The 25,511-nt window shown below is 55.6% G+C and carries 25 protein-coding genes and 1 tRNA gene; 17 read left to right on the top strand and 9 right to left on the bottom strand.

The genetic code is table 11. From position 1 onward, the window contains the following. Positions 1-37: 37 nt before the first annotated feature. On the bottom strand, positions 38-1,237 hold the full coding sequence (locus AC2TDJ_RS10520; RefSeq protein ID WP_480841936.1) for a hypothetical protein: 1,200 nt from the start codon (positions 1,235-1,237) through the stop codon (positions 38-40). Between the two features lie 604 nt (positions 1,238-1,841). On the opposite strand from AC2TDJ_RS10520, the gene AC2TDJ_RS10515 reads away from it, so the two are divergent. Then, positions 1,842-1,918: transfer RNA gene (locus AC2TDJ_RS10515), tRNA-Pro, on the top strand. Positions 1,919-2,168: 250 nt separating this feature from the next. Here the strand turns inward: AC2TDJ_RS10515 and AC2TDJ_RS10510 are convergent. The 5 genes from AC2TDJ_RS10510 to AC2TDJ_RS10490 all read right to left on the bottom strand — a co-directional run bounded on the left by AC2TDJ_RS10510 (position 2,169) and on the right by AC2TDJ_RS10490 (position 7,282). Further along, a complete protein-coding gene (locus AC2TDJ_RS10510) occupies positions 2,169-2,792 on the bottom strand; it encodes a dioxygenase family protein (RefSeq protein WP_480841934.1) in 624 nt (207 codons plus the stop codon). A gap of 373 nt (positions 2,793-3,165) precedes the next feature. Further along, entirely contained in the window at positions 3,166-4,272 is a 1,107-nt protein-coding gene (locus tag AC2TDJ_RS10505) for a lyase family protein (RefSeq protein WP_480841933.1), read from the bottom strand. Beyond that, positions 4,265-5,779: a tripartite tricarboxylate transporter permease gene (locus AC2TDJ_RS10500; RefSeq protein ID WP_480841932.1), complete on the bottom strand. Its 1,515-nt coding sequence runs from the start codon at positions 5,777-5,779 to the stop codon at positions 4,265-4,267. The genes AC2TDJ_RS10505 and AC2TDJ_RS10500 overlap by 8 nt, the downstream gene beginning before the upstream one ends. A 6-nt stretch (positions 5,780-5,785) precedes the next feature. Continuing rightward, positions 5,786-6,253, bottom strand: a complete 468-nt coding sequence (locus tag AC2TDJ_RS10495) for a tripartite tricarboxylate transporter TctB family protein (protein ID WP_480841931.1) — start codon at positions 6,251-6,253, stop codon at positions 5,786-5,788. A gap of 69 nt (positions 6,254-6,322) precedes the next feature. After that, a complete protein-coding gene (locus AC2TDJ_RS10490; protein WP_480841928.1) occupies positions 6,323-7,282 on the bottom strand; it encodes a tripartite tricarboxylate transporter substrate binding protein in 960 nt (319 codons plus the stop codon). A 103-nt stretch (positions 7,283-7,385) separates the two neighbouring features. Here AC2TDJ_RS10490 and AC2TDJ_RS10485 point away from each other — a divergent pair, with 103 nt between their 5' ends. Next, complete coding sequence (locus AC2TDJ_RS10485) at positions 7,386-8,300, top strand: LysR family transcriptional regulator (protein ID WP_480841926.1); 915 nt, start codon at positions 7,386-7,388, stop codon at positions 8,298-8,300. Between the two features lie 154 nt (positions 8,301-8,454). Here the strand turns inward: AC2TDJ_RS10485 and cutA are convergent, their stop codons facing one another. Both cutA and AC2TDJ_RS10475 read right to left on the bottom strand, forming a co-directional pair. After that, positions 8,455-8,778, bottom strand: a complete 324-nt coding sequence (gene cutA / locus AC2TDJ_RS10480; protein WP_480841924.1) for a divalent-cation tolerance protein CutA — start codon at positions 8,776-8,778, stop codon at positions 8,455-8,457. A gap of 195 nt (positions 8,779-8,973) precedes the next feature. After that, positions 8,974-9,429: a hypothetical protein gene (locus tag AC2TDJ_RS10475; protein WP_480841922.1), complete on the bottom strand. Its 456-nt coding sequence runs from the start codon at positions 9,427-9,429 to the stop codon at positions 8,974-8,976. 1,024 nt (positions 9,430-10,453) lie between these two features. On the opposite strand from AC2TDJ_RS10475, the gene AC2TDJ_RS10470 reads away from it, so the two are divergent. The 15 genes from AC2TDJ_RS10470 to AC2TDJ_RS10400 all read left to right on the top strand — a co-directional run bounded on the left by AC2TDJ_RS10470 (position 10,454) and on the right by AC2TDJ_RS10400 (position 24,750). Then, entirely contained in the window at positions 10,454-12,748 is a 2,295-nt protein-coding gene (locus tag AC2TDJ_RS10470) for a bifunctional salicylyl-CoA 5-hydroxylase/oxidoreductase (protein ID WP_480841920.1), read from the top strand. Beyond that, positions 12,745-13,476: an SDR family NAD(P)-dependent oxidoreductase gene (locus AC2TDJ_RS10465; protein ID WP_480841918.1), complete on the top strand. Its 732-nt coding sequence runs from the start codon at positions 12,745-12,747 to the stop codon at positions 13,474-13,476. Before AC2TDJ_RS10470 ends, AC2TDJ_RS10465 begins: the two co-directional genes overlap by 4 nt. Continuing rightward, entirely contained in the window at positions 13,473-13,940 is a 468-nt protein-coding gene (locus tag AC2TDJ_RS10460) for a MarR family winged helix-turn-helix transcriptional regulator (RefSeq protein ID WP_480841916.1), read from the top strand. Before AC2TDJ_RS10465 ends, AC2TDJ_RS10460 begins: the two co-directional genes overlap by 4 nt. Next, positions 13,930-14,730 (top strand): enoyl-CoA hydratase family protein, encoded by an 801-nt coding sequence (locus AC2TDJ_RS10455; RefSeq protein ID WP_480841914.1) that lies wholly within the window; start codon positions 13,930-13,932, stop codon positions 14,728-14,730. The genes AC2TDJ_RS10460 and AC2TDJ_RS10455 overlap by 11 nt, the downstream gene beginning before the upstream one ends. Continuing rightward, positions 14,730-15,881 (top strand): acyl-CoA dehydrogenase family protein, encoded by a 1,152-nt coding sequence (locus AC2TDJ_RS10450; protein WP_480841912.1) that lies wholly within the window; start codon positions 14,730-14,732, stop codon positions 15,879-15,881. The genes AC2TDJ_RS10455 and AC2TDJ_RS10450 overlap by 1 nt, the downstream gene beginning before the upstream one ends. After that, positions 15,881-17,512 carry an AMP-binding protein gene (locus AC2TDJ_RS10445; RefSeq protein WP_480841910.1) on the top strand — a complete coding sequence of 544 codons (1,632 nt, stop codon included), beginning with the start codon at positions 15,881-15,883 and terminating at the stop codon, positions 17,510-17,512. The genes AC2TDJ_RS10450 and AC2TDJ_RS10445 overlap by 1 nt, the downstream gene beginning before the upstream one ends. Before the next feature lie 95 nt (positions 17,513-17,607). After that, the gene (locus tag AC2TDJ_RS10440) at positions 17,608-18,738 is read left to right on the top strand and encodes an ABC transporter substrate-binding protein (RefSeq protein ID WP_480841908.1); all 1,131 of its coding nucleotides are present in this window, start codon (positions 17,608-17,610) and stop codon (positions 18,736-18,738) included. Between the two features lie 52 nt (positions 18,739-18,790). Continuing rightward, positions 18,791-19,711 carry a branched-chain amino acid ABC transporter permease gene (locus tag AC2TDJ_RS10435; RefSeq protein WP_480841906.1) on the top strand — a complete coding sequence of 307 codons (921 nt, stop codon included), beginning with the start codon at positions 18,791-18,793 and terminating at the stop codon, positions 19,709-19,711. Further along, positions 19,708-20,694: a branched-chain amino acid ABC transporter permease gene (locus AC2TDJ_RS10430; RefSeq protein WP_480841904.1), complete on the top strand. Its 987-nt coding sequence runs from the start codon at positions 19,708-19,710 to the stop codon at positions 20,692-20,694. Before AC2TDJ_RS10435 ends, AC2TDJ_RS10430 begins: the two co-directional genes overlap by 4 nt. Beyond that, the gene (locus tag AC2TDJ_RS10425) at positions 20,687-21,436 is read left to right on the top strand and encodes an ABC transporter ATP-binding protein (protein ID WP_480841902.1); all 750 of its coding nucleotides are present in this window, start codon (positions 20,687-20,689) and stop codon (positions 21,434-21,436) included. Before AC2TDJ_RS10430 ends, AC2TDJ_RS10425 begins: the two co-directional genes overlap by 8 nt. Beyond that, the gene (locus tag AC2TDJ_RS10420; RefSeq protein ID WP_480841900.1) at positions 21,433-22,119 is read left to right on the top strand and encodes an ABC transporter ATP-binding protein; all 687 of its coding nucleotides are present in this window, start codon (positions 21,433-21,435) and stop codon (positions 22,117-22,119) included. Before AC2TDJ_RS10425 ends, AC2TDJ_RS10420 begins: the two co-directional genes overlap by 4 nt. Next, positions 22,119-22,526: an acyl-CoA thioesterase gene (locus AC2TDJ_RS10415; protein ID WP_480841898.1), complete on the top strand. Its 408-nt coding sequence runs from the start codon at positions 22,119-22,121 to the stop codon at positions 22,524-22,526. The genes AC2TDJ_RS10420 and AC2TDJ_RS10415 overlap by 1 nt, the downstream gene beginning before the upstream one ends. Further along, positions 22,523-22,918: a RidA family protein gene (locus AC2TDJ_RS10410; RefSeq protein WP_480841896.1), complete on the top strand. Its 396-nt coding sequence runs from the start codon at positions 22,523-22,525 to the stop codon at positions 22,916-22,918. The genes AC2TDJ_RS10415 and AC2TDJ_RS10410 overlap by 4 nt, the downstream gene beginning before the upstream one ends. A 120-nt stretch (positions 22,919-23,038) precedes the next feature. After that, complete coding sequence (locus AC2TDJ_RS10405) at positions 23,039-23,881, top strand: Rossmann-like and DUF2520 domain-containing protein (RefSeq protein ID WP_480841894.1); 843 nt, start codon at positions 23,039-23,041, stop codon at positions 23,879-23,881. 107 nt (positions 23,882-23,988) lie between these two features. Continuing rightward, positions 23,989-24,750: an aspartate/glutamate racemase family protein gene (locus AC2TDJ_RS10400; protein ID WP_480841892.1), complete on the top strand. Its 762-nt coding sequence runs from the start codon at positions 23,989-23,991 to the stop codon at positions 24,748-24,750. 46 nt (positions 24,751-24,796) lie between these two features. Here the strand turns inward: AC2TDJ_RS10400 and AC2TDJ_RS10395 are convergent, their stop codons facing one another. Beyond that, positions 24,797-25,495, bottom strand: coding sequence for a GntR family transcriptional regulator (locus tag AC2TDJ_RS10395; protein ID WP_480841890.1), 699 nt, complete (start codon positions 25,493-25,495; stop codon positions 24,797-24,799). Positions 25,496-25,511: the final 16 nt, after the last annotated feature.

Genomic DNA, 25,511 nt, shown 5'->3' with positions numbered 1-25,511 from the left:
TACAGGTTTCAGATTATTCATGACAGGGTTCCTTGATTCAGCCACTTGTGTGTTTTTGAGGCACGACAGAAGAGCCTTGCGCAAACGGTGCGAACAGGGTGCTTGATGTGCTTGCCGATTTTTCTACCTCTTCAGCAGCATAGGCTTCTACTTCCTGCATCGAAGACTCGAACGCCGCGAAGTTGTTAAGGCCGAGAAATACGCTTGCAAATACCGTGGCAGCCAAAACCAATTTGCGGGCCTTGGTTAGTGCACCCATCGCCACAAGAAGGATGATCCCGGGTAAATAGTTCATCGAGTACAGAAACGTTTCATCACCCCAAGCGGAGTGAAATAGGCATTGCAGGGCAACAAATGACAATATGGCCTGTCCGACCAAGCGAGAGGGGTTCGCACCGCTCAAGGCGGTCCAGACACCCCAAGCCAGCAACGGAATTGCCGCAGCAAGACCGATCAAACCGGTCCATCTCATTTCCCATAGTGATGAGCCCTGAAAGCTCAGGTAATGTCCGATCAGGCCGTCATTTTCTATGTGGACCTGGAAGTCGGGAAACGGCGCGGCAAAGGCATAAAGGAAGAATGCGCGCAACTTCTCTGGTATGCCGAGCGAATAATCATGGAACATATAAGTCATTTCCAAACTGACGTTTGGAACGAAAAAGACGGTCTTTGCGATCAGCATTTTCTGAACGGCAAAAGCCAGCGTGACGATCAGCAACGCGTCAAAGGTGATACGCAGAAACCGCCGATAGTTGTTTCCCGCCATTGTGACAAACCATCCGGCCATCCAGTTGGTGGTCGTCATCGAAAGTGAAAGCGCGCTTGTCACGGATTGCATGAACTGGGGCAACCTTCCGCTTGGGATCAGCGTACCCAATGCCAGTGTCAACAAGACCGTGAGCGACGCTGTGCTATACACCTCGACGATCGGCATCCAGAATATGGCGCTTGCAGTCGTGTTTCCGAAAATCGTAAATACAAGCGCATCGGTGCGCCGAAGCGTCAACCCGCGAACCGCGGCATAAAGCGCCATTGTCCACATCAAATTGATGGCAACCAAGTAGGCAGTTAAAGCGTCACGTTCTTCGACCCCGGCCATTAGCATGATTTTAGTAGGCGGATACATAATGATCGACGCCAGCGGATGCACCTGGGTTCTGAAATGTTCCCCTCCAAGGCTGATCATCGTGCTCTTGACTCTCAGGGTGTCTGCATTGAACCAAAGCCACAGGTCCATCTCGACGTCATAAACTGCGTCGGGCACGCGCTCGGCCAACGAATACGTTACAGCAGCAGTGACGATCCCGATTGCCAAGGCGATCAATATGTCGACCCTGACCGCAACCAGCCATGCCATAAAGTCACGAATTGTCTGACCGAGGTTACTAGCTATCGTGGGAAGATCTGCCCAGAACTCGGAAAAAAACTGACGCAGCAAAATGGCACTCCAAGTCAAAACTCATTAAATACACAGCGAGAAACCTAACACACTGGTCCCCATTTTCACCCCAAAAACTTAGATAGGATGGAAACATGTTTCGATTGCCATATTTGTTGCGGGCAACCACGATCGAGTGATCCACGCACTCTAAGTGGAGCGTAATACCCACATCGGGAATGCCATACTGTACGCTGACCCATGACCAAGCCCGGTTAACGGTAAGCCAAACAATGTGTGAAATTCTGACGCTGTTCGGTAATCGTTCACCAAATGGATACAGTTCAAGTCCATGACATTGAGATAAGTGGCTGCGATAATCACTGCATTAGCCGACTCAAACGCCACTCTCTTTTTCGCTCTTGCACATCCATGTCGCCAAGTATAGATCACCCGCTACGGTCGGAGTGTAGCTCAGCCTGGTAGAGCACTGTCTTCGGGAGGCAGGGGTCGGAGGTTCGAATCCTCTCACTCCGACCAATAAAACAAGGCGCTCAAGGGCGCCTTTGTTGTTTTCAGACATCTATTCGCTACGATATCTGCGACGTTTCGAAAAGTAACTGTGCGAAGTTTGTTCGCAGCCAGTTGGATTCGAGAAAACCGCGCCAGCGAGACTCTTGGGTGTTCCAATTGAGCATTAAGCTGAGCAGCACAGCACTGGTAGCCCCGTGTTTCTTGAAATCTTATGCTGAAATGAAGTATCCGGGATTTTATTGTTAGAAGCTCGTGTTCAAATGACAATGTCAATAATTGCTTCTGGCCCAGCTTCACCTTTGATGAAATCCATCGAAACCATATCGACTTCAGCGTCTGACATGCGATTGAACAATCCGTCGCGCGCATTGTTTGGATTATTTTTGATATAGAACTGGGTGGTCAGCAACTCGCGCTTACCTTCAAGTACTTTTACATGAATGTGCGGTGCGCGCCCCGGGTAGAGCTCTGGCTTTATCGTGCGAAACACGTATCTTCCGAACTCGTCCGTTATGTCATGACCAAACCCTTGAAATGCGCGATCATATTGGACGTTTCGTCTATCACCTGGATGCAGATACTTGCCGTTCATGTCGCACTGCCAGATCTCGATGCGGTGTCCGGCAAGTGGCCTTCCGTTTCGGTCCGAGAGTTTGCCGCGCAGGATGAAGATTTCGCCGCCAGCCTCCTCAACCAATACATCGATTTTGACAAGGTCATTATCGATATCGGGCATCCGCATGGAAGGATTGGGATAGAAGGGCCCTTCTGCGGCTGCAGGAGTTAGGACGGTAACAGCGCTGCCCGCAAGGGCGCTACTTCCAACCAGGCCCGCAACTCCAGCAAGCAAACTGCGGCGAGACTTCCTTAGGGTCGACATTTTTTTCTCCACACTGGGTCAAGCGAGACCTTTGCACCCAACTGCTCTATCCAATGCGCTAGACTTAGCCCAATGTGTATCGGTCTCAATGCCTGCCTTGAACCAAAACTTTTCTGTCCGCTTTGCGGTAGTGTTCGCATAGGGCCCAATGTCTCCGTTCGACCGTACAGATCAGTCGTTATCCGGAAACAGCGGAAATGATCGAACCGGTATCCCTTGGCGACTGTCGGCAAATCGCCTGATGCGAAAATGTAACCGCACTTGTGGCTCTTTGAATGAACTCCGAAAAAGGCGATGCCGCAGTTTTCCAAGTGAAAAAGTGCGGGGCGTCTGGTAGCCTACCTTGAAGCCGAACTCAGGTACCGCAATCACATCAGTGACGTATATTTTTGTCATCCGGAACTTTGTTCCCAATGGATCTCTTTAAAGCCTCTTCATCGATGACCAACGATTTGAACATCTGAATTGACCAGTGCAAGGCACCCGAGGTCAGAAGAAAAGTCTCTGGCACTACAATCCACTCACAAATCCAAACACCCCCAGACCGTTCGTGCTCATGCATCGTCAATTCACCAATTTGTTCGGCGCGCTGGCGTCCCAAGCGGGCAACGGCCTCGCCGAATTCCGACGCCCGCTGATTTCGTTTGTGGGCCATGGCCGAGGACACTCCCCTGCCGGTTTCATGCGCCTCGGAGAATTCGCCGATGTCGGACGATGACAGCTGATTGATGTTGTGTGCGATTTTGCAAAGTGTCCCACATAGGGCACCGAGGGCTGCGACAATGTCAACCACACCGTCGCGGGCATTTTGCCAATGCGGCTCGACAATATTCAGTCCAAGCGAAGCCGCAACGCCCTGTTTTACCCGCTGGCCGGATCCATTTTCATATTCGCGCAGGTCTCCGACCGGTCCTCCAATCTGAACGTTTAGGCCCCTTTTTGCCGCGTCTTCCAAAGCTTGTGACCGACGGTCCAGTTCAGATCGCCAGACTTTTAGTTTCGTCGCTAGGTGCATGGGAACGGCATGCTGTCCGTTGGTGCGGCCCATCATCATTGTGTTCGGATGGCAGGAAATATGTTGGTCGATGGCAGCAATTACGACGCTAAGGGACGCGTGGATATGCTCAAGCCCCAACTTCATTTGAAGAACCATTGCGGTGTCCATGACATCCTGCGTGGTCGCGCGAAAATGGACATGATCCGCGTGGTCCGGAACGAGCTTGCGAAGCTGTTTTGTCAAACCAACGATAGGACGACCCACGAGATTCATCTCGTTCTGCAATTCGAAGCGGTTCAAGTCGCAAACGGACAAAGCCTTGATCGCCACAGCCGCTTCGGCCGGGATCAGGCCGGCGATTGCCTGATGCTCGGCAAGCGTCTGTTCGACTTTGAGCCACGCAGAAATTGTTGCCTGCTCGGACCAGATCGAACGCATGTCTGCGCTGGAAAAGCAATCCCGGTAGATACCATAGTCAAGCATCTTCCAACCCTCCGCGCGCGATACGGCGTTCTTTGACGATGCCTCGGATTCGGAACGCCATAGCTGCAAAGCCGACGATGATGAATGCAAGGGCAATTGGACGTTCCACAAAGATCATCGCTCCACCTTCGGACATCAGCAGGGATTGGCGGAAGGTTTCTTCGGCGCCTTTGGCAAGAACGAAGGAGATCACGAAGGCTGCGACGTTGAAGTCGTATTTCCGCATCAGCCAACCGGCAAATCCTGCAAATGTCATTACTGTCACATCGAACATCGACCCGCGCGCGGAATAGGCTGCGACGAAGGCGGTCAGGAAGATCAGCGGATACAGAACGTTGGTCGGGATCTTCAAGATCAGGCGCGCGACCTGTGTAGCGCCGAAGTAACCGATCAGGCCGTAGGCAAGGATGCCCAGCATGCCACAGGCGAAGAGTTTGTAGACCAGCTCTTTATCCGTCAGGAACAGGGTCGGACCAACCTGAATGCCATGGATCAGGAAAACGCCCAGCAGGATCGCCCCGATGGTCGAACCTGGAATGCCCAGAGTCAGCAACGGCGCCATCGACGGGCCGGAGACAGCGTTGTTGGCAGCCTCGGGCGCGGCGACGCCTTCCAATGCGCCTTTGCCCCACATCTCGGGGTATTTGGCGCGCCGCTTGCCTTCACCGTACGAGATGAACGCCGCGATGGCCGATCCCAGCCCGGGCAGCACGCCGATACCCGCACCGATGAATCCACCGCGGACCGCGTGCGGCAGGCAGGGTTTGTATTCTTCCCAGGTCAGCGTATTGCCGTCTTTGGTGCTTTCATTTTCTTCGGTCTCTCCGGTCGCTTTGCGCCGCGATTCCAGCTGGGCGAATACCTCGCCAAGAACGAACACGCCGATCATCAGTGGCACCAGGCCTATGCCGTTGGACAATTCGAATGAACCGAAAGTGTAGCGCTCTTCGCTGGAGATCGGGTCGAGGCCGACCATGGCGATCAGAATCCCCATCAGCGCGGACGCCAGACCTTTGACGATGGAATTTCCGATGACCGATCCGATGACGACAAAGGCAGCGAAGTAGATGGCAAAGGTTTCGGGCGGTCCTAATTTGAGGGCGATGGCCGCGATGAAACCAACGCCGATGACCAAAAGGATATCGCCCATCAGGTCACCTATGATGGACGAGATGGTCGCCACTTTCATTGCCTTTCCGGCCTTGCCAACTCGCGCAAGAGGGTAGCCGTCGATCTGTGTCGCGGCACTTGCCGCCGTGCCCGGGGTGTTGAACAGAATGGCCGCGATCGAACCGCCATAACGTCCGGATTTTCCGATCACATAGAGGAAAGCGAGCGCAAAAATTGGCGACATGTAAAAGGTGATGGGCAACAACATCGCAATCGCTGCCGAGGCCGTCAGACCGGGTGTTGCGCCGACAGCCATACCCACGACTGCAGCCAGGACGATTGCAAAGAGCAGCGTGGGGTCGGTGATCACCGAAAGAAGGGCGGGAAATATTTCCATGATGTTTTACCCCTGAATCCAGCTAAGCAGATCGAAGACCTCGCCATAGGGCGGGAACACGCCAAGAAGGACAAAAAAGATGAGGTGGAAGACCAGCGGGCAGAGGACAACTGACAAGCTCAGCCCGATCCAGTTGCGCACTCCGAAGAAGTATAGGGCGATCGGCGCAACAATAGCCGTCGGCAGCAGGTAGCCAAACCAGCGGAAGGACTGCTGATAGATCAGGGCGGTAATGAACAGGCCGATGATCTGCAGTGTTGCTCCGTCATCCTGCTCATGGCCAGTGGACCCTGCGGTTTGACGGGCGGCTCCTGCAAGCATCAGGCCCGACAGGAACAGCAGGGCGATCGACGCAGAGAACGGCACGATCCCGGCCCAGGTATCCCCCGGAGACGCAGCTGGCACCTGCCACGCACCCCAAATGGCAACAATCGAAATAAGAGCAAGCACCAAACCTTCTGCATAGGAACGCATGACTTTCCTCGCGAGCTTCTGTGGGTGGAAAAAGGCCGGTGGGTCACGACCCGCCCGGCCCCGAGGACATTAGTTGGTCAGACTTTGGACCAAGGGAGTGGCGTCCTCTTTCATGGCGGAGAGCGTCGTTTTGGCATCTGCACCATTCTGATAGACCGGCCCGGTCCCGCGTGAGGCGAGAAGCTCGGCAAACTCGGGCTTGGCGGCGATCTGCTCCAGCGCGGTTTCCATCGCCGCAATCACCTCGGTCGGCGTATCCTTTGGGGCAAACACGATAACCGGCGAAGAAACGGCGGCAAATGGAATGCCCAACTCGCCGAACGAAGGGACATCTGTCATGATACCGTCGCGGTCCTGACTGTTGACGGCCAGTGCGCGCAATTGCTCTTCGAATCCCGCAAGCTGCTGAACGCCGAGGAAGCCAAAATCGGCCTGCTCACCGATCAGAGCGGCACGGGTTGGCCCACCCCCCTTGAACGGAACATCCTGTGCCTCGATCCCGTTGCTGGCCAAGAAGCCCTTGCCGCCCACGTGATGGAAACCACCGCGACCCGAATGTGCCCACCGCAGTTCACCGGGGTTCGCCTTTGCCGCGTCGATCACATCCTGAACAGTCTGGAACGGGCTGCTTACCGGAACCATTAACGACGTTTGCAATTGCCCGACCTGAGCAACGAAATCAAAGCTTTCCAGTGCATCGATGTCTGTGTCACGCGTCATGGTTGACAACAGAAACGACCCGCCGGACGTCATCATCATCGTGTAGCCATCGGGGCGCGCACCAACGACAGCATTGGCGCCGTTCAGCCCTCCCGATCCGGGTTTGTTAACAACGACCACCGGCACATCCAGCACGCCCTCAGCAGCTGCCGAAATGGCGCGGGCGTAGGCGTCAGTGCCTCCGCCGGCTTTGTATGGAACAACCAGATTGATCGGGCGTTTCGGCCAGTCCGCCGCAAGGCTTGTTGTGGCCGCTGCGGTGACTGCGATGGCAGCGATTGCGGCACCAAGTAGAGTTCTGCGTTTCATAAATTACCTCCCAATTTCACTTGGGTTCAATCTACGTCAATTCTTCAATTGTAAAAAATGCAAAGGTGTTATCTACTCTTGCAAAATTTGAAAGCAACGGAAAATGAACATAAAAGCCCTCCGTGCGTTTCGCGCCACGTTATCCGAAGGCTCGCTGGTCGCCGCATCGGAAATACTTCACCTCAGCCAACCCGCAGTCAGTCGTTTGATTTCGGGGCTTGAGGCGGAACTCAAGCTGACACTCTTTGATCGCAGTGGGCGCAACCTGACACCAACGCCCGAGGGATTGGCCTTTTATAAAGAGGCAGGCAGGATTCTCGACAATCTTGATGAAGTTCCCCGTATTGCCGCAGAAATCAAGGCTGGTCGGACGGAAACGCTCCGTATCGTGACCATGCCCAGGATTGCGCAATCCCTGTCTGCCCCGGCCGTGGCGCGGTTCATGAAGGATAACCCTGACACCAATATCAGTCTCGATGTCCGCGCGAGGCGAGAAGCAGGAAAGTGGTTGGCCGGCAGGGAGTATGATATCGGAATTGGTGCGTTGCCGGTCGATCATCCCGGCATTGTCACCAAACCTTTGTTGAGGGTAAGGGCACAAGCCGTTTTACCTTCGGATCACCCACTTTCATCCAGAACGCAGCTTACAGCCGGTGAATTGGCACAGGAAACCGTCATTCGCCTTATGCACGGGCTATTGTTGCGCGACCAACTGGATGACATCTTCCGTTCAGCAGGTGTGACACCGAGGCAAACTTGCGAAGTCGCCGCATCTCAGCTTGCCTGCTCGCTGGTGGCTGAAGGCGCCGGTGTGACAATCGCAGATGAATTGGTCGCCGCTCAGTCAAAGCCAACTAAGCTTACCCTCGTTCCGGTGACACCTGAACGCTGGATGACGTTTGGCCTTCTCTACCCCGTTTCCGATTCAAAACCTCACTCTTTGACTATGTTTGAGAGTGCATTGCTTGATGTTGCGGAAACTTTGGCACAGCGAAGTCCAACGCTGGATCTTGTGTAATAACGGATTCTTGAACCTGCGATTTTTTGTGTCACGGCTCCGTCAGGTCTTGAATTTTGGAGTGTATACGGTCGCGAGTCGCTGTAGCGCTAAATATGTCTGCTCCGCAGTTCCACATTCGCACTTGGCGCTTTGTTGTCTTCGATTTCCAAAGCTAATTCTCGCTAGTGCGGGTGCTTTCGACCATCCATGAGAGGTACTCCTCGTTGACCTGTGCCACCTCAATCGCGAGGATACTGGGCGCATCGTATGGATGAATGTTTCGGACCGCGTCGGCGACATCCTCAAAAAGGTCTTTTCGGGTTTTTAGCAAGAGAGGGATCTCCCGAGCTGTTTCAATGTTTCCTTTCCACACATAGCGGCTGTTGATTGCCGCATATCGATTAGCCGCAGAAATCAGACGTTGCTCAAGAAGTCGATCGGCAATTTCATCGGCAATTTTCTCCGAAGGACAGTTGACCCAGATTTTCAACACCATCTCAGACCGTTCCACAGACAACAATTCCTAGACTGTTTTTTTTAACCCTTCTGCACCCATCTTTGGAAGTTCAGACAGGCCACCTGGTAGCATAGATCATGGGTTACTTGGCGCAGAAGGCTTCGGACCATTTCACAGCGCATAACCCTTGGCGGAAACGTGCGATGCCGGAAGCGGCAGAAGGCCACCAGTCCGCTATTTTTCAGCCTCGAACTTCGGTGGAACCATGTCGACCTTGGTCAAGGTTGTGTTGATCGATCCGGCCCGATCGTTTTCCAGGTTAAAGCTTGTGAACAAGGCTGTGTCATCGTCCACAGTGCGTAATTTGCCATTTGCTGCGCCACCAACCACGTTTAGCGCTCCTGCGGTCTGGAATGAGAACCCGCCGGCGCCGTCAGGAACGAATAGCAAATGTTGAAATTCACTCAGGTGCTCTTCCGGGCTGATCCACCGAACCCTTGCCACCAGTACCCCATTTTTTACCTCCAGAAATTCAACATAAAAATCAGCACCTGAAAATGACTCAACGACCCCGTCGGTTGTTACCGCGACATAAGAATATCCACTTTCGGTTACCCAAATCGTATCTACCAAGTCCTCTGTCGCGGGAAGTTCGTCGGCTTGTAAGCTGCCACTCAGGATAGAAAGCAATCCGAGCGAACACAGAGTATTCAACGCGGTCCGTCGAAAGAAGATTGGTGCCGTCGAAACCATTCGAGCAGGCCGGGGACGGAGTAGAGGGGGGGTGCGCGCGTTCATCATAAAGCTCCAAACTGAGATATGAAAAAATGAACAGTCGTCTCAACCAAACCTACTGCCCGCCGGTAAATCGCGCAACCCAGCGAGTCCAGCACGGACCAAGCCGCCCTTCATCTGAGATCGAAGATATTTCGGAGTAGCTGATCAAACCTGACATTCGCCGCAACTGTCCAGCCTTTGCTTTGGCAGCCGCACCGTAACGGTCCACGGATCTGAGGAAGTTGATGGCTCATGCTCCAACCGGCGTCACGATGCGCTATCTCACAGTTTTCTTCAGCCGAAAAATTTGACTGAAAGGTTTTCGTGCGGCCAAGTTTAATGAGATAATGGATATTAAATATATATTTCAAAAAGACGTCCAGCTTCAATGCAATAGACCTGCAGCTCGGATTTTGCTTCTGCGTTGCTTTTTGAGTTGGAGTTTTACTAACAGCAAATTCAGTATTCGGGAGACCGAAGCGAATTCCGAGTTATACGTTGTGAAAAACATTCAATAGAAAGTGCGCCGCGGTGAGAGCTTCTATGCTTTCGCCATTGGAGAGCTCGACGCCAGAGTCGTCGGCGAGTTCTGGTGCAATAATTAAACCAGAATGGCACTTAGTGACGAAATCGCCTCAAATTTGTTCCGATACTGGTTGAGCGATTTGTGACCTGTTCGGCAGTTTTTGCCGTGAGACTTGTGCTAGCTAAAGGCTCGATACTCCGAATGGAACGTGCTTGCCTGCGTTACCCCCAAATCATGCCGACAGTTTTTCTCTCCGGGCGCCAGTGACCGACGTGATAGTAGGTCTTCTTGATGAAGAGATGGCACCGCTGATCGAGGCCAGAAACTTCAAGTGCAAAATATTTTAACTTGAAGCGTTAATCGACTCGGTCTACCGTTCCTGTCAGCGACACTGATAGGAGAACGCCAGCAATGCGCATTGCATGTCTCGGTGGTGGCCCGGCCGGTCTCTATTTTGGGATTTCGATGAAGCTTCGCGATCCTGAGGCAGAGGTCGTTGTGTTCGAGCGCAACCGCGCTGATGACACGTTTGGCTGGGGTGTGGTCCTGTCGGACGAAACGCTGGACAACCTTCGGCGGAACGATCCCGTCAGCGCTGAAACCATCCGCAACAACTTTGCGTATTGGGATGATGTGGCGCTTGTCCACAAAGGTCGGCGAACCGTATCGAGCGGACATGGATTCTGTGGCATCGGACGCAGGAAGTTGCTGTTGATCCTGCAGGAGCGGGCGCGTCAGTTGGGCGTGGACATGCGTTTTGAGACCGAAGTCGAGGCGACTTCAGTGTACATGGATGACTTCGATGTTGTTATCGGTGCCGATGGCCTGAATTCGAAGACGCGGATGGAATTTGCCGACGTCTTCAAGCCCGATATCGATCAACGTTTGTGCCAGTTCGTGTGGCTGGGAACGCATCAGAAATTTGATGATGCGTTTACCTTTATCTTTGAAAACACAGACAAGGGTTGGGTTTGGGCGCATGCCTATCAGTTCGATCCGGACACGGCGACCTTCATCGTGGAGTGCACGCAAGAGACTTTTGACGCCTATGGCTTTGGCGACATGAGCCAGCAGGAGTCGATTGCCGTTTGCGAGGAGATTTTTAAGGAACATCTGGGTGGTCACAATCTGATGACCAATGCCAACCACATTCGCGGCTCTGCTTGGCTCAGGTTCCCGCGTGTGTTGTGTGAAAAGTGGAGTCACAAGAACGTGGTTCTTCTCGGCGATGCGGCGGCGACCGCGCATTTTTCAATCGGCTCAGGCAGCAAGCTTGCGATGGAAAGTGCCATTGCACTGGCCGAATATATTGTTGGGGAGGACACGCTCGAAGCGGCGTTTTCCCGGTACGAGGATGAACGCCGTCTGGAGGTTCTGCGCTTGCAATCGGCGGCCCGGAACTCTTTGGAGTGGTTCGAGGATGTAGAGCGTTACCTCGATCTCGATCCGGTTCAATTGAACTACTCAATGTTGACTCGGTCGCAGCGGATCAGCCACGAAAATTTGCGCGAACGGGATGCCAACTGGCTGGGAAGCGCCGAGGCCTGGTTTATGGAACAGGCAGGGGAACGTGTGAACGGTCCTGCCCGCGCACCGATGTTTGCACCGTTCCACCTGCGAGACATGCGGCTGAAGAACCGGATCGTTGTTTCACCCATGGCTCAATACAAGGCGGTCGATGGCTGTCCGACCGACTGGCATCTGATCCACTATGGCGAACGAGCCAAAGGTGGTGCCGGCCTGATCTATACTGAAATGACCTGTGTCTCGGCGGACGGGCGAATTACGCCGGGTTGTCCTGGGCTTTACGCTCCGGATCATGAAGCCGCGTGGCAACGGCTGACGACGTTTGTGCATTCGGAAACGGATGCAAAAATCTGTTGTCAGATTGGTCATGCGGGTCGCAAGGGATCAACCCGAGTTGGATGGGAAGGGATGGACCAGCCACTGAACTCGGGCAATTGGCCGTTGTTGTCGGCCTCCGCGATCCCATGGACGGACAAAAACGCTGTGCCCAAGGCCATGGACCGCAGTGATATGGATGCTGTGACGGCCGAGTTTGCAGCAGCGGCTGAAATGGCCGATCGCGCAGGATTTGACATGATCGAGCTGCACGCGGCCCACGGCTATCTGATCTCGTCCTTCATCTCGCCGCTTTCGAACCGGCGCGATGACGAATACGGAGGCAGCCTGGAAAACCGTATGCGCTATCCTTTGGAGGTTTTCGCCGCAATGCGTGCCGTCTGGCCCAAGGAAAAACCGATGTCAGTGCGCATTTCGGCCAGCGATTGGGCTGGCGATGATGGAGTGACCGCAGAAGACGCCGTCGAAATTGCGACGATGTTCGAGGCTGCCGGTGCGGACATCATTGATGTTTCAGCGGGTCAAACGTCGACGCTGGCCAAACCTGTTTATGGCCGCATGTTCCAGACGCCCTTCTCGGATCGCATCCGCAATGAGCGCGGCATCAAAACGATGGCAGTCGGCAATATCTACGAGCCGGACCACGTGAATTCGATCCTTATGGCGGGTCGAGCGGATCTGGTTTGTCTGGCACGCCCACATCTGAGTGATCCCTATTGGACATTACATGCGGCCACGGCGCTTGGCGATCGGCAGGAAGCGTGGCCCAAACCCTACGAGGCTGGTCGTGATCAGGCCTGGCGCCTTGCGGATCGCGAAGCAGAAATGGTGGGCAAGGTATGAGCCATGTTGTGATCTCTGGCGGGGGAACCGGTGTTGGGGCAGACATCGCGCAAAGCTTTGACAAGAACGGATCGGCCGTCACGATACTGGGTCGGACCGAGGCAACGCTAAGGACCCAGTCATTACCCTACGAGGTCTGCGACGTGACGGATGCGGGGCAAGTGAAATCTGCGTTTGAAACGGCGCGCGCGGACCGGGGACCTATCACCGCCGTGATCGCAAATGCAGGGGCAGCAACGACGACTCCGTTTCATAAAATGACGTCGGACGACCTGCGCGTGATGATTGAGGTCAACCTGATTGGTGTCTTCAATGTTTGGCAGGCCGCGCTGCCGGACATGCTGGATGCGGGCAACGGGCGGCTGGTTGCTGTCGCATCGACGGCAGGATTGAAGGGCTACCAATACGTATCCGGCTATTGCGCCGCAAAACATGGGGTGGTTGGACTTACCCGATCACTTGCAATTGAGTTGGCCAAAACAGGTGTGACGGTCAATGCCGTCTGCCCGGGATTCATAGAAACGCCCATGCTGGAACGTTCGATCAATACTATTGTCGAGAAAACGGGAATGAACCCGGATCAGGCAGCAGCAACGCTGCATCAGGGCAACCCTCAGCGTCGCTTTATTCAACCGGGCGAAGTGACAAGTGCTGTGATGTGGTTGTGCTCAGATGCCGCAAAATCCGTAAACGGGCACACGCTCAGCATTTCAGGAGGCGAGATATGAGCCAGAATCTTGCTCAGATGCCGCTGGAGGATGCTTCGAAGGAAAGGCTGCGCTTGTGGCTGCGGTTGCTCAAGACCACGCGGTTCATCGAGGCGACGTTGCGCGAGAATTTTCGCGATCAGTTCAAAACGACCCTGCCCAGATTTGATGTCATGGCGGCATTATCCCGCTTTGAAGACGGATTGAAGATGAGTGAAATCTCGGGTGTGTTGCGGGTATCGAATGGCAATGTCACCGGGATCGTGGATCGCCTTGCGGATGACGGACTACTGGTTCGGATGGCCGTGCCGGGCGACAGGCGCGCGCATCGCGTCTTGTTGACCCAAAAAGGACGCGAGGAATTCGCGCGTCAGGCAGCAGCCCATGAGGCGTGGATCAACAAGTTGTTGGGTCATTTCTCTGCGGAAGAAGCCCGCGCGATTACCACAGAATTCAGCTTGCCAGAGGTTTCCGATGCGAAGTGACGTCAAACATTTCCGGTGCGAGATCAGCGACCGCGTGGCAACCGTCAGGCTGGACCGGCCGGATCGCAAGAACCCTCTGACCTTCGACAGTTACGCAGAGCTTCGCGACTGGTTTCGGGATCTGGTCTATGCAGATGACGTAGACGCTGTGGTGTTTGCCTCAAACGGTGGAAATTTCAGTTCGGGCGGGGACGTGCACGATATTATCGGCCCTTTGACGCGCATGAATATGAAAGACCTATTGGCGTTCACGCGAATGACCGGGGATCTGGTCAAGGCGATCGTGAACTGCGGTAAACCGGTTATTGCGGCAGTGGATGGTGTCTGCGTCGGGGCAGGGGCGATCATCGCAATGGCCTCGGACCTGCGCATCGCGACGCCCGAGGCCAAATGTGCGTTCCTCTTTACCCGCGTCGGGCTTGCAGGGTGCGATATGGGAGCCTGCGCCATCCTGCCTCGTATCATCGGACAGGGGCGCGCGGCCGAGCTGCTTTACACCGGCAGATCCATGAGTGCGGAAGAGGGTTCCGCCTGGGGATTTTATAACCTGGTGGTCGAAGCCATTCAGTTGGATGCCGAGGCGCAAAAAATGGCGCGCCGCATCGCTGCGGGTCCAAATTTCGCGCACATGATGACCAAAACCATGCTTGCGCAGGAATGGTCCATGTCGATCGAACAGGCGATCGAGGCCGAGGCGCAGGCACAGGCCATCTGCATGCAGACCGGCGACTTTGAACGGGCCTACAACGCCTTCGTCGCCAAAGAAAAGCCGGTGTTCGAGGGCGACTGATGGCGGATCAAATCTTTCTTTCGTGGCCATTTTTTGAAGACCGTCACCGTGACTGGGCCAGACGGGTCGAAGAGGTGGCGCAGGGGATCGCGATTGATCACTCGGACACCGACGCGGCGTGCCGTGTGCTGGTTAAGGAACTGGGCGCCGCAGGTATCTTGCAACCAACAGCAAACGAATCCGGTGCTTTGGATGTGCGCACGCTGTGCCTGTCTCGCGAGATTTTGGCGCGCCATGATGGGTTGGCCGATTTCTCATTTGCGATGCAGGGATTGGGCACAGGTGCGCTTTCCCTGTTTGGATCAGAGGCGCAAAAATCCGCATGGTTACCTCTCACGCGAAGCGGTGAGGCGATTTCGGCATTTGCCCTGACCGAGCCCCAATCGGGGTCGGATGTGGCAAACTCGACCATGACAGCGACCCGCGATGGCGACCAGTTTGTCCTGAGTGGCGAAAAGACCTGGATTTCAAACGGCGGTATTGCCGATGTCTACACACTCTTTGCCCGCACCGGCGAAGCACCTGGCGCAAAGGGGCTTTCGGCGTTTGTAGTGACACCTGATCTGCCGGGTTTCGAAGTGGCCGAGCGGCTCGATACCATTGCGCCTCATCCACTTGCGACGCTGCGCTTTGATGAAGTCCGCGTACCGGCATCGGCCATGATTGGGGCGCCCGGGGCTGGGTTCAAGATTGCCATGTCGGTGTTGGACGTATTCCGCTCCACGGTCGCGGCTGCCGCCCTCGGCTTTGCGCGTCGCGCAATGGATGAGGCCTTGTCGCGTGTTGCTGATCGGCACGTCCAGGGCGCGCCGTTGTTCGATCTGCAAATGGTGCAGGGCCACATCGCCGAAATGGCGCTGGATATCGATGCAAGTGCCTTGCTGGTTTACCGCGCAGCATGGACGAAGGACAGTGGTGCAGCCCGCGTTTCGCGAGAGGCGGCCATGGCCAAACTGTTTTCGACCGATCAGGCGCAAAAGGTCATCGACAAAGCGGTTCAGCTTTTTGGAGGTGACGGGGTTCGGTCCGGAACCGCCGTCGAAACGCTCTATCGCGAAATCCGAGCCCTTCGCATCTACGAGGGCGCGTCGGATGTGCAAAAGGTCATCATCGCCCGACAGGCCATGATGGCCCATCAGGGAGGTTTGTAGTGCTTAGCCAGTCAGCTCATACCGATACGTTTGCGCGCGATAGTCTGCCCCCGGTCGACCAATGGCCCGATTTCCTGCTTGAAGGGTTCGAGTATCCGGAACTTCTTAACGCTGGATATGAGCTGACGGATGCAATGGTCGGGAAAGGGTTTGGCGACAACACCGCACTGATCGGCAACGGACGGCAACGGACCTACAAAGAACTTACCGATTGGACCAACCGTCTGGCCCATGTGCTGGTCGAAGATCTTGGGGTCAAACCCGGCAATCGCGTGCTGATCCGGTCCGCCAATAACCCGGCCATGGTTGCGTGCTGGCTGGCGGCGACAAAGGTTGGTGCGGTTGTGGTCAATACCATGCCGATGCTGCGCGCGGGTGAGTTGACCAAGTATGTCGACAAGGCCGAAATCCAGTTTGCCCTCTGCGATACGCGCTTGATGGAAGAAATGGACCTTTGCGCCAAGGACAGTCGATTTCTGACCAGAGTGATCGGTTTTGACGGTACTTCCAATCACGAGGCCGAGCTTGATCGACTGGCGCTTGAAAAACCGGTGAAATTCGATTGCGTCCAGACCGGACGCGATGATGTGGCTCTGTTGGGGTTCACCTCGGGCTCGACCGGTGAACCCAAGGCAACGATGCATTTTCACCGTGACCTGTTGATCATCGCCGACGGCTACGCGCGCGAAGTTCTGGGGGTGACGCCGGAGGATGTCTTCGTGGGATCTCCACCCCTTGCCTTCACCTTTGGTCTTGGCGGGCTTGCCGTGTTTCCCTTGCGATTTGGCGCGACTGCAACATTGCTGGAACAGGCATCGCCTCCGGGCATGATCGAGATAATCGAGAAGTATAAGGCGACGGTCTGCTTTACGGCGCCGACTGCCTATCGCGTGATGCTGCAGGCAATGGATGAGGGCGCTGATCTGTCCAGCTTGCGCGCCGCGGTTTCGGCCGGGGAAACCTTGCCCAAGCCCATTTACGACGATTGGATCGAGCGGACCGGCAAACCGATGCTTGACGGTATTGGTGCGACCGAGCTGCTTCATATCTTCATATCGAACAGGTTCGATGATCATCGGCCCGCCTGCACCGGAAAACCTGTCGCAGGCTACGAGGCGAAAGTATTGCGAGACGATGGATCCGAGGCCGAGATAAATGAGGTTGGCAGGCTGGTCGTGCGGGGTCCCACCGGTTGTCGTTACCTGAACGACGAACGTCAGGCGGATTATGTGACGGATGGATGGAACATTACCGGCGACAGTTTTTTCAAAGATGCCGATGGTCGCTTCCATTTTGCGGCCCGGAATGACGATATGATCCTTTCGTCGGGATACAACATCGCCGGGCCGGAGGTCGAAGCGGCCCTTTTATCGCACGAGGCCGTCGCTGAATGTGCTGTAATCGGAGCACCGGATGAGAAGCGGGGTAACATCGTCGAAGCGCATGTGGTTCTGACTGAAAATGCCGAAGCGTCGGACGAGACAGTCAAGGCGCTTCAGGACCACGTCAAATCCGTCATTGCGCCTTACAAGTATCCCCGTTCAGTTCGCTTCTGCCAGACCCTTCCCAAAACACCGACCGGAAAAGTGCAACGATTCAAGCTGAGGACCTCTTCCGGAGGTGCGCGGTGATGTGCCTGAGATTTCGTCCGAGAATGGGTCTCGAACGGGTGTGCAGAACGCCCGAGTCTTGTATGAAATAGAAAAGACCAACAAGGGAGAAACACATGAATAAATTGTTATTGGCCGCTGCGGCATCGGCCCTCTGCGCGACAGGCGCATTGGCCGAGGTCAAGGTTGGGATGATCACCACGTTGTCCGGTGGCGGCGCGGGTCTTGGAATTGACGTTCGTGATGGTTTCATGCTGGCGATCGCACAATCCGGTCGTGATGACATCGAAGTCGTAATCGAAGACGACCAGCGCAAACCGGACATCGCCGTTCAGCTTTCGGACAAAATGATTCAGTCCGAGCGCGTTGATGTGATGACCGGGATCATCTGGTCCAACCTTGCGATGGCGGTCGTTCCGGCGGCGGTCAACCAGAATGTCTTCTACCTGTCGCCCAACGCCGGACCTTCGCCACTTGCGGGTAAAGGCTGCCATCAGAACTATTTCAACGTGGCGTGGCAGAACGACAATCTGCACGAGGCCGCAGGGGCCTATGCCAATGATGCAGGGTACAAGAAGACCTTCATCATGGCACCGAATTACCCCGCCGGCACTGACGCGCTGACCGGCTACAAGCGGTTTTTCAAGGGCGATCTGGCAGGCGAGGTCTATACCAAGCTGGGTCAGACCGACTATGCGGCAGAAATCGCTCAGATCAGGGCGAGCGATGCGGACAGCGTGTTCTTCTTCCTGCCCGGCGGCATGGGGATTTCGTTCCTCAAGCAATACGCTGACAGCGGCATCGACCTTCCGGTCGTTGGGCCTGCTTTCAGTTTCGATCAGGGCATCCTGCAGGCGGTAGGTGATGCAGCACTTGGCGTTGTGAACACCTCGCAGTGGAACAAGGACATCGACAACCCGACCAACGCGGCTTTTGTCGAAAGCTTCCAGGGCGAATACGGTCGCCTGCCTTCGCTTTATGCGAGCCAGGGGTTCGACACCGCAAACCTGCTGTTGTCGGCGCTTGAGAAAGCCGATCCGTCGGATGCCGACGCCTTCCGCGAGGCGCTGAGGGCCGCTGATTTCAACAGTACGCGCGGGGATTTCGCCTTCGGTCCGAACCACCACCCGGTGCAGACGATCTATGCGCGTGAAGTGATCAAGGAAGGCGACGTCTTCACCAACAAGATCATCGGCACGGCGTTGGAAGGTCATTCGGACGCCTACGCGGCTGACTGCAAAATGTGATCGATCACTGCCTGCCTTCGACCACGTAGGCAGGCAGCTACCCGGAGTTTTCATGTCCTCGATCCTGATTATCGAGCAGATCCTCAACGGACTGCAATTCGGCGTTATGCTCTTTTTGATGGCTGCCGGCCTGACGCTGATCTTCGGTGTCATGGGGCTGATCAACCTGGCCCATGGCTCGCTTTACATGGTCGGGGCATTTGCTGCGGCGGCTGTAGCAGGTGCGACAGGCTCTTTCTTTCTGGGGCTTGTTGCGGCGCTTGCGGCTGCCGCACTGGCAGGCGCGATCATCGAAATGGTGGTCATTCGGCGGCTCTATGATGCCGCGCATCTGGATCAGGTTCTTGCAACCTTTGCCCTGATCCTGATCTTTTCAGAGGGCACGCGTTGGGTATTTGGATCCTTTCCCCTGTTTCTGAACATACCAGAGGCCCTGTCCGGCCCCGTGACTTTGCCCGGCGGGATCGAATACCCGCTGTATCGCCTGACCCTTATCCTGATCGGGATGGCGGTTGCGGGCGGGCTTTGGCTGCTTATCGAACGTACCCGAATTGGGATTCAGATACGCGCGGGCGAAAATGATCGCGAGATGATCGCCGCATTGGGTGTCGATATCTCCAAACTCTATACACTTGTTTTTGCTCTCGGCGCCGCGCTTGCCGGTTTGGCAGGGGCGCTGGTCGGCGCAATTCAATCGGTTCAGGTCGGCATGGGTGAGCCGGTGCTGATCCTGGCCTTTGTCGTCATTGTTATTGGCGGCATCGGCTCGATCCGGGGGGCGTTCATCGGGGCGCTTCTGGTCGGGTTGACCGACACGCTGGGCGGTGTGTTCCTGCCCGAACTGTTCAAACTGTTCATGGACACAGGCGCGGCCCAGAAAAGCGGCGCGGCCATCGCATCCATGGGAATCTACATCCTGATGGGATTGGTCCTGATCTGGCGTCCCACCGGCTTGTTCGGAGCGCGCGCATGAGGCTAGATGAACGACATATCAACACCGTCGTGCTGCTGGGTCTTCTTGCGCTGCCGCTTTGGGCGCTGGTTATGGACGAGCCATTCACAATCACGCTGGTGACCCGTGCGGTGATCCTTGCATTGGCGGCGGTTGGATTGAATCTCATACTGGGCATTGGCGGAATGGTCAGCTTTGGGCACGCCGTTTTCTTTGGGATAGGCGGTTATGCGATGGGCATCCTTGCCTATCATGCGCAGACCTACACGGCGCTGGATCTTGGGCTCTTTGAGACTGATGGCACCAATTCAATGCCGGTCATCTGGCTTGTTGCGATGATACTGTCGGCGATTGTTGCATTCTTCATCGGCCTGCTGTCGCTGCGAACGTCCGGCGTGTACTTCATCATGATCACGCTCGCCTTTGGTCAGATGTTCTTTTACTTCGCGATCTCATGGGCGCAATATGGCGGCGAAGACGGGCTTTCAATCTATGTCCGCAACAGCTTTCCGGGATTGAACACGCTGGTTCCGATCCAGTTCTTCGGCATCTGCTTCGCCCTGCTGTGCATTGTGCTTTTCCTTTTTGCGCGGCTTCAGACGTCACCTTTCGGTCTGGCTTTGAACGCGGCCCGTCAAACCAACGCGCGGGTCGAGACCGTTGGACTGAACCCGATGCGCCTGAAGTTAGTGGCCTTTATCATCTCGGGCGCGATCACCGGGCTCGCCGGAGCATTATTTGCCGACCTGAACCGATTTGTGTCACCCACGATGTTCAGTTGGCAATTATCCGGCGAACTGATCGTTCTGATCATAATCGGCGGGGTCGGTCGCCTGATGGGGCCGGTGATTGGTGCCTGTGTGTTTGTCGCACTCGAGCATTTTCTGGGTGAGCTGACAGAGTTCTGGCATGTTTACCTGGGCATTATCCTTCTGTGCATCGTCCTGTTTGGTCGCGGCGGCGTGACGGGTTTGTTGACTGGCAAGGAGGGCGCGCATGTCTGAACCGATCCTTGCAACTCATGGCCTGAACAAAAGCTTCGGTGCGCTCAAGGCAACGATCGACGTGTCGATTGACCTGAAGCCACAGGAAATCCACGCGATTATCGGGCCGAACGGAGCTGGAAAATCCACGCTGATCAAACAGATATGTGGTGGCCTCAGGCCGGATTCCGGCCGTGTTACGCTGTGTGGGCAGGACGTGTCCAACACAACGACCCAGGCGCGCGCGCGTGCCGGGTTGGGACGCACATTCCAGATTTCTGACCTTTGCATGGAAGATACCGTTCTGGAAAACGCGGTGCTTGGTGCCATGGGTGCCGAAGCCGCAGCCTGGCGGTTCTGGCGTGGTGCGCTGAAGACCTGTGCCCTACGCGAAAGAGCCGAAGCCGCACTGGAACGCGTTGGCCTTGCAGATGAACGCGATACACGCTGCGCCAATCTCAGCCACGGGCAACGACGACAGTTGGAAGTCGCCGTTGCCCTGACGCTTTCGCCGCGTGCTTTCATCATGGATGAACCGATGGCGGGACTGGGGGCGGAAGGCTCCAAACGGCTGACGGGCTTTCTGGATGGGTTGCGTGCGGAAGCTCCGATCCTGCTGGTCGAGCACGACATGGATGCGGTCTTTGCGTTGGCGGATCGGATCAGTGTGCTGGTTTATGGCAAGGTCATAGCCACCGGGACAGCGGATGAGATCCGCAGCAGCCGTGAGGTGCGCGAAGCCTATCTGGGGGACGAGGCATGAGCTTTCTGACCGTCCGGAACCTCACAGCCACATACGGCGTCAGTCAGGCATTGTTTGGTGTCGATCTGTCCATGACCGAAGGGGAAGTGACTGCGTTGATGGGGCGCAACGGAATGGGCAAAACAACCACCGTCAAAGCGATCTGCCAGATGATCAGGTCCGAAGGGACACTGACGCTGGATGGATTGAATCTGCACGATCTTCCCAGTCACAAGGTTGCCCGCAAAGGTGTTGGCCTCGTTCCCGAAGGACGCCGCTGTTTCGCCGACCTGACCGTGCGCGAAAACCTGATTGCTGCCGCGCGCCCTGGCGACTGGACCATGACCAAAGTGACGGAGCTGTTCCCGAGACTGGGTGAGCGAGAGGGGCAACGGGCGGCGTCTCTGTCGGGTGGGGAACAGCAGATGCTGGCGATCGGTCGAGCGCTGATGACCAATCCACGCTTGATAATTCTGGACGAAGCGACTGAAGGTCTTGCGCCGATCATACGGCAAGAAATCTGGGCGGCCCTGCGCCGGCTAAAACAGGAAACCAGCGTTGCCATTCTGCTGGTCGACAAATCTCTGAAAGAACTCGCATCCGTTTCGGACAAGGCCGTTATTCTGGAGCGCGGCAAAACTGTCTGGTCGGGTCTCATGGCGGATCTGACACCCGAGATTTCCGAAAGATACGTGGGGGTTTGATGGCTTTCGAGTTTCAACAGAAAGTGTTGTTCAAACACTGCGACCCGGCCGGGATCGTTTTTTATCCCCGATATTTCGAGATGATGAACGATTGCGTCGAAGCGTTTTTTGACGAAGTGCTGAACGCGCCCTTTGAAGAAATGCATCAGAGCGGTGGAGTGCCCACGGCGCAGATCGAGACTCGGTTTACCGCGCCCAGCAGACACGGCGATCACCTGTTTCTGCGACTTGTTGTTACTAGGATCGGCCGAAGCTCAGTTGAATACAAACTGACCGCACATTGCGGAAGTGAGTTGCGCTTTGCCACGACAGCCACGCTTGTGCATGTCGGCGCAAACGGTCGTTCTACGGCGTGGCCGGAAACACTCCGTACCAAGTTAACCGAATTCAAGGACCAAGCGTCATGAGTCATCAAACAATTCATCCAAGCGGTTGGTTGCCCGCCAAAGGGTATGCCAACGGTATCCTGACCAAAGACGGAACCCTGCATATCGGCGGCCAGATCGGTTGGGATGCCAACAAGAACTTCGTGCCAGGTGGATTCATCGAACAGATGAAGCAGGCCCTTATGAACATCGCGGCCATTGTCGAAGAAGCAGGAGGGCAGGTTTCTGACGTAACCCGGTTGACCTGGTTTGTGACTGACAAAAGTGAGTACCTCGCCCGTCAAGCCGAAGTAGGTGCGGCGTATCGGGAAGTATTTGGAAGGCACTTCCCGGCCATGTCGATGATTATCGTTGCAGGCTTGGTTGAGGATGAAGCTCTGGTCGAGATCGAAGCGACAGCTCATCTGACATAACCGGACCGGGTTGTTGGGCAAATGCGTTTGTAGCCGAGCGGGATGGCACAAAGTGACGTAAGCTGGGCCAGCCATTAGTGCATTCTTTCAATCGAGCCATCCGAATGGGAGCCCCGCGCAATGTCTCGGATCAAAGTAAACCTCATTGGCGCCGGACGCGTCGGAAAAACGCTGATCAGTTTGATGAGCGACGATCCGAATTGTGAAATTCAATCAGTTCTGAGCTCAAGCGCCAGATCAGCAAATGAAGCAGTGCAATTGGCGGGGTCGGGGCAGGTAGTCTCGGGGTTTCACGAGCTTGAAAGCGCGGATCTATGGATTCTGGCAGTGCCCGACGGTCAAATCCGGACTGTCGCCGCTGACCTCGCCAGAGCGCGACAAGGAAGGGAGGAAGGTGGCGCAGTCGTCATTCATTGCAGTGGTTTTTTCCCCGCGTCGGAAATGGCTCCTCTGCAAGACTTGCAGTGGCGGCTGGCAAGTGTTCACCCCGCAATGTCCTTTGCTGATCCGGCGACCGCCAGGGAGCAGTTCAAGGGTGCTCTTTGCGGATTGGAGGGTGACGAAGACGCCAAGGCGTTTGTCCGCCCTGTTTTTGAGCATCTGGGCGCCCGGTGCTTTGACATCCAGTCGGCAGAGAAAAGTCTCTTCCATGCAGCCGCCGTTTTCGCGAATAACTTCACGGTTGTCCTGCAATCAGTTGCACGCGAGGCTTGGGCTCAAGCCGGGGTGCCAGACCACATCGCGGAACAACTCAATCAGTCGTTGCTGCAGGGTGCGGCCGACAATGTGATGTCATTCGGTCCGCAAAAGGCGTTGACGGGGCCTGCGTCCAGAGGTGATGAACATGTCGTGACCCAACAAGGCCGCGACGTCAGCGCGTGGCACCCGGTCGCTGGGTCGATTTACAAGGAAATGAGCGCTCTGGCACAGGCCCTCAAGGAGACAGGCAAAACACGCGACTGACCGCACTTTTTCACTGTGGCCGATAGGGCAGCCGATTTCAGATTGACTCCGTTCAGAACTGTATACAGAAATGTCTACAAATCTTCGATGAAGAAGGCAGGGCCTCAATGCACAACTGTCACGGCGGCAAAACCGTTTATGGCGCCAATCTTGGCATCCTCATGCTTGAAACTCAATTTCCGAGAATTCCCGGAGATATCGGCAACGCCACGACATGGCCCTTTCCCGTACAATACCGCATCGTGCGCAGCGCGACGCCGGATCGCGTCGTGCGCAACGATGCGCGCGAACTTGTCGATGCTTTCATCGACGCCGCGCAGGACCTGGTCGCAAGTGGTTGCGACGGCATCACCACAAATTGCGGGTTTCTTTCCATCGTGCAGGATCAACTCGCCAAAGCGGTCCCTGTTCCTGTTGCAACCTCATCCCTGATGCAAACCCCGATGGTGCAAGCCATGCTGCCACCGGGCAAGCGGCCCGGTATTCTGACCATTTCGAAAGAAACTCTGACTCTGGAGCATCTGGAGGCAGCGAATGTTCCACTGGATACGCCGATCGTCGGGACAGAGGGCGGGCGCGTCTTTACCCGCGATATTCTGGGCGATGCGCCCGAAATCGACTTTACAGCCTGTCGTGAGGATATGCTGGATGCTGCGCGGCAACTGATGACACAGCACGAAGGAATTGGCGCCATTATTCTGGAATGCACCAACATGACACCTTACGCCGCCGACGTTCGCAGGTTGACGGGACTGCCGGTGTTTTCAATCTACAGTTTCGTTCGATGGTTCCACCAGGCGTTGGTACCGGATCGCTTTCCGAGCGAACTCGATGATCCGTTGCTTGGTCTGGCCGGGCGCAATTCCTGAGGTGACTCCTTTTGGAACTGCAACACCGTCCGAGACCAAGGCCGGTTTAAATACCCGGTACGTAAAGCTGGGAATAGGCGACACGGACCAATTCGACAGTCTGTTCGCTGCGCCGTTCAATGTGGCCGCGTAAGGCCGCCACTGCTCGATCCTTGTCCCGCGCTTTGACGGCGTCCAAAATGACCCGGTGTGCTGACATCGAGGCCTGATCAGTATCAGCTTTGTCACGTCGACTTTGCAGCAGGCGGAGGTTGATAAACCTGACGTAGCGAATGCGCTCATTAACATTGAACAGCAGTCTTATCAGTTCCTGATTTCCGGAAAGGGAGGCCAGTTTGATGTGAAACTCCTCGTCCATCCGCAGCAACTCATCCAAATCACGACATGTTGAATAGGAATTTTCCACTTCGTCGAGATAGGCCACAACCGAGTCGATGTCCTGTTCTGCGGCGGATTCGATTGCGCGGATCAACGCCTCGGTCTCAAGCGCGCATCTCAGCTGGTATAGCTCTAACACCTTATCGGGGCTCAGCGGTCTGCAAAAGAAACCCTTGCCAAGCTCAAATGTCAAAAAACCTTCGGATACCAGTCGGTTAAGCGCTTCGCGCAGCGGCGTCCGACTGACGTCCAGCCGTTTTGTCAGCGCTGTTTCATTCAGCCGTTCGCCCGGTTTGAATTCGAAACTAATCGCCATTTTGCGCAGCGCCTCATAGGCCCGTTCAACACTGCCTTCCGTTTTGGACATCGTACTCTCTGGGTGG

It is taken from the genome of Ruegeria sp. HKCCD6647-2 (assembly GCF_057221075.1).
The sequence above is the reverse complement of the archived record's forward strand: the minus strand, read 5'-3'. Positions and strand labels throughout refer to the sequence as shown.